The sequence below is a fragment of the Nitrosophilus sp. genome, from assembly GCF_982775275.1.
In genome coordinates, this window is record NZ_CEXZHP010000128.1 from 1 (window position 1) to 4,493 (window position 4,493).

The 4,493-nt window shown below is 28.6% G+C and carries 4 protein-coding genes; 3 read left to right on the plus strand and 1 reads right to left on the minus strand.

Annotated features, from left to right (window positions below; all coding sequences use genetic code 11):
* Positions 1 to 153: 153 nt before the first annotated feature.
* Genes AC30RD_RS06625 through AC30RD_RS06635 form a run of 3 tightly spaced genes read left to right on the plus strand, consistent with a single transcriptional unit; the run spans position 154 to position 3,180 of the window.
* Positions 154 to 2,649, plus strand: coding sequence for a MutS-related protein (locus tag AC30RD_RS06625; RefSeq protein WP_489493599.1), 2,496 nt, complete (start codon positions 154 to 156; stop codon positions 2,647 to 2,649).
* A 10-nt stretch (positions 2,650 to 2,659) separates the two neighbouring features.
* Positions 2,660 to 2,923, plus strand: a complete 264-nt coding sequence (locus AC30RD_RS06630; RefSeq protein ID WP_489493600.1) for a tetratricopeptide repeat protein — start codon at positions 2,660 to 2,662, stop codon at positions 2,921 to 2,923.
* Complete coding sequence (locus AC30RD_RS06635; protein WP_489493602.1) at positions 2,923 to 3,180, plus strand: hypothetical protein; 258 nt, start codon at positions 2,923 to 2,925, stop codon at positions 3,178 to 3,180. The genes AC30RD_RS06630 and AC30RD_RS06635 overlap by 1 nt, the downstream gene beginning before the upstream one ends.
* Here AC30RD_RS06635 and AC30RD_RS06640 read toward each other — a convergent pair.
* The coding region (locus tag AC30RD_RS06640) for a putative bifunctional diguanylate cyclase/phosphodiesterase (protein ID WP_489493604.1) at positions 3,177 to 4,493 on the minus strand (1,317 nt) is incomplete at its 5' end. The genes AC30RD_RS06635 and AC30RD_RS06640 overlap by 4 nt on opposite strands.

The following is a 4,493-nucleotide window of genomic DNA, read 5'->3' on the forward strand; positions in this document are numbered from 1 at the left end:
GGCGGGTGTGCCAAATTTCGCTTTAGAGAGATATTTAAACAGGCTTGTTCAAAGTAAAAAATATACGATAGTTTTAGTTAGACAAAAAGGAGAGCACCTAACGTAAAAAGATATTTATCAAATATTATATCTCCGGGGACCAATTTTGATTATTTGGTAGAGCCTACCGAAAATTATATAGTATCGCTAATAATAGGAGAAAATAGAGGAATATATTATGGAGGGTATTGTGCAATTGATGTAACTACCGGAAAATGTTATATAAACGAGGTTTTCTCTACAAGAGAAGATAAAACATTTGCTTTGGATGAGATATTTAATCTACTTCAAACATATAATACTTCAGAGATTATAGTTACCTTTGAAGGTGATATAGATAAAGAGTTTGTTTATAATTATCTTGAGATAAAAAGCCATTATACCTATCATGAAAACTCTCAAAGAGTAAAAATTTCCTATCAAAACGAACTTTTTAGCAAAATATTTTCTATAAATTCCATTCTATCTCCCATAGAATATCTTGATCTTGAAAAATATCCGTATGCAAGCGAGAGTTTAGCAAAACTGTTAGATTTTATTATAGAACACGATCCTGCTATTATTGAAAAGCTAAATAGACCTATATTTATCGGTAACAGCCATTTTGTATATTTAGGAAACAATGCTTTGGAGCAGTTAAATATAACTTCAAGGGATCCCGATGAGATGACCCTTTTAAAGCTTTTGGACAAAACCTCAACTCCTATTGGCAAAAGGGTATTAAAAGAGCGTCTTTTAAATCCGATTCAGGATCAAAAGGAGTTAAATAGAAGATATTTTTTAATAGAATCTTTGTTAGAAGAATATCCAAAACTTGAGAGGATTTTAAAGCAAGTTTACGATATTGAAAGGATTTTAAGAAGAATTAAATTAAAAAAGGTGCACCCTTTTGAGATAAACTATCTACATTCATCACTATATTCCATAAAAAAACTTTATAATGAAATAAAAAAATTTAATTTAGGTATAGAGAATTTTTCTATAGAGGAGGTTGAGGCTTTAAAAAAAGAGCTTGAGAGAATTTTCAATTTTGATCAGAGCGCAAAATATAGAAGAGATCAAATAGATAGCAATATTTTCAATCCCGGCGTTAATATTTTTATCGATAAAATAGAAGCAGATATTAAAGAAGTTTTTAAAAAACTTGAAACTATCAAAAATCATATAACATCCTTTTTTGATAAGGATGAAGAGTATGTCAATATAGGCTGGCTTGAGAGTGAAGGATTTTATATAAATATGACCAAAAATAGATTTTCGATTATAGAAAATGAGTTGTTAAAGAGTTTTATAACAATAGATAATAATCACTATTTTTTTAAAGATTTTTATTATAAAAGATTAAAAAATAGCGTAAAGATAAGTTCTGAGTTGATTGAGAATTTGTCAAAAGAATATAGCGCTTTGCACTCTAGACTTATTTCGTTGGTTAAAAAGACATTTTTAGAGGTTTTGGAAGATTTAGAGAGGTTATATAGTGCTCTTTTGGAAAAATTGATAATATTTATAGGCGAATTGGATTTTGCTATAAGTGGTGCAAAATGTGCAAAATTATATAATTATACAAAACCTAAAATTTGTCAAGAAGATCTGCTTGAGTTTATAGCTCTAAGACATCCTATAATCGAGTCAAGAGAAGAAAACGGAATATATATTCCAAACGATATTTTTCTAGGAGAAATAAAAGATATAGAGCATAACCATATAACGATAGAGGCCTCTTCTTCAAAAGAGGTAAAGGGAATATTGTTATACGGTATAAATTCAAGCGGAAAATCCTCTTTAATGAAAAGTGTTGGAATAGCCGTTATTATGGCACAAGCGGGACTTTTTGTGCCAGCGGCTTTTATGAGATATAAAATAGTAGATAAACTTTTTACAAGAATCGTCTCAAAAGATAATCTATATAAAGGTTTATCTACTTTTGCTATTGAGATGTTGGAACTTAAAAATATTTTCAATAGAGCCACTTCCAACTCTTTAATTTTAGGTGATGAGATTAGTCACGGAACTGAGACATATTCGGCTCTATCTATAGTAAGCGCCGCAATCAAAAGATTGAGCGAAATAGGAAGCTATTTTATTTTTGCTACCCATCTTCATCAGTTAACCCAGCTAAAAACGATTAAAGAGCTTGAAAATATTATTTTTTTACATCTTGGCGTAAGTTATGATGAGAAAAATGATAGATTAATATATGATAGAAAGTTAAAAACAGGTAGCGGAAGCACCCTATATGGGCTTGAGTTTGCAAAAGCTTTGCATCTTGATAGGAAATTTTTGGAAGAGGCTTATAAAATAAGAAAAGAGTTGACAAAAGAGTTTAGCGAAATAGAGCTTTTAAAACAGAAAAAAAGAAGTAGATATAATAAATCTCTTTATTTAACAAAATGCGCCATATGTAACGAAATAGTTCAAGAGGTTCACCACATAGCTCCAAAATCCGATGCAAAGGGTGGATTTATTGACCATTTTAAAGCAAATCATAAATATAATCTTATTCCGTTATGCTCAAAACATCATAAAATGGTGCATGAAGGAAAGCTTATAATAAACGGATTTGTTATGACTCAAGAGGGATTAAAACTTCATTTTACAGAAGTTGAGTAAAGGAATCCATATGAAAAAAATAGAAGAAGCGATTAAACTTTTTGAAGATGAAAAATATGAAGAAGCTATTTTGGTTTTTAGGGAGTTGGCAAAAGATAATAACAGCGAAGCTATGTATTATATAGGAATTATGTATTATGAGGGATGGGGAGTTAAAAAGGATTTAAAAGAGGCAAAAAAATGGTGGAAAATGGCTAACAAAAGAGGAAGTTTGGACGCAAAATATATGCTTCAAACAATTAGTACCGACTCATCTGTATTTGGAAGAGAATAATGTATCTGTTTATAGTTTTTTTAATCCTTTCTATTTTAGGAGTTGTTGCTTATTATCTATATTTAAAAGAAAAAGGAGATAAGCTTACAAAAATAGAAAGAGGAATGTGTCCCCAGTGCGAAAAAGATACTATAAAGATAAAAAGAAGTAAAGCCGGAGGTTGTAGCGGCACTACAAATATCATATATAAATGCGACTTTTGCGGCTATGAAGAGGATTTTAATATATCAAAGGGGTGTGGTGCCTGTAACCTTTAGTAAACAAAATCAAGCTCTTTTGATTTTACGAGTTTTATAAAAACTTCTTTGTTTATAGGTTTTGAGTAAAAATATCCTTGAACAAAATTGCATCCAAGGCTTTTTAGTATAATTTCATGTTTTTTTGTTTCCACACCTTCTGCTACTAGCATTTTATTAAAAGTTTTTGCAATATTTATAATCAATGTAGTAATTTCCAAATCATCCTTATCCCTATCTATATCCATAATAAAACTTTTATCAATTTTTAAAATATCGAAAGGGATTTTTTTAAGGTAATTTAGCGACGAATAACCAGTGCCAAAATCGTCTATCGCTATTTTAAATCCTAAGGATTTAATAAGATTTAACGTATCTATGGTATAGGAAATATTTTCCATAGAAACTGTTTCTGTTATCTCTATTTCCAATTTAGAAGGGTCTATTTTATATCTGTTTAAACACTCTTTCAAATTGTTTATGAAATTTATATTTTTAAACTCTTTTGCAGAAATATTTATAGATAAGTTTATATCTTTTAAAAACTCATCATTTTCCCATTCTTTTATTAAAAAAAACGTTTTATTCAATACGTAACTATCAAGTTTTAGTATAAGATCGCTCTTTTCCGCAACAGGTATAAAATCATTTGGAGGCAAAAAGCCTTTTATTGGATGATTCCATCTTATCAAAACTTCCGCACCTACTATTTTATTTTTTTCTATATCTATTCTTGGCTGTAAAAACAATAAAAGTTGATTATCAGCTTTTAAGGCATCTTTTAATTCATTTGTAACTGTTTGAAATTGATATAACATATTTTTGATATTAATATTAAAAAAAGCATATTGATTTTTTCCATTTTTTTTGGCTTCATACATAGCTAAATCCGCATATTTTATAAGCTCACAAACATTTTCTTCATCATCTGGATATATTGCAACTCCTAAACTGCATGTAACACTAAAAATATTATTTTTTATGTTATATTCTTTGGTGATATCATTTATAATTTTTTTAATTACAATTTCTACATCATTTTTATTTTTAATATCTGTTAATATTACAACAAATTCATCCCCACCGATTCTGAAAATAAAATCTGAGTCTCTCAATATTTTTTTTAAACTTTTTGCGACCAATATAAGCAATTCATCTCCAACTTCATGTCCATATGTATCATTAATAAATTTAAAATTATCCAAATCTATATATATAACTCCAAATTTTTTATTTTCTCTTTTAGCCATTTTTTGAAGAGCTATCAATCTTTCGTTAAATGAATATCTATTTGGAAGATCTGTCAACATATCATGATATGCAAGATATTCCAT

What these genes read in the sequence shown, in the direction of transcription:
- AC30RD_RS06630 (WP_489493600.1), top strand. Translation starts at nt 2,660, where the DNA reads ATGAAAAAAATAGAAGAAGCGATTAAACTTTTTGAAGATGAAAAATAT.
- AC30RD_RS06635 (WP_489493602.1), top strand. Translation starts at nt 2,923, where the DNA reads ATGTATCTGTTTATAGTTTTTTTAATCCTTTCTATTTTAGGAGTTGTT.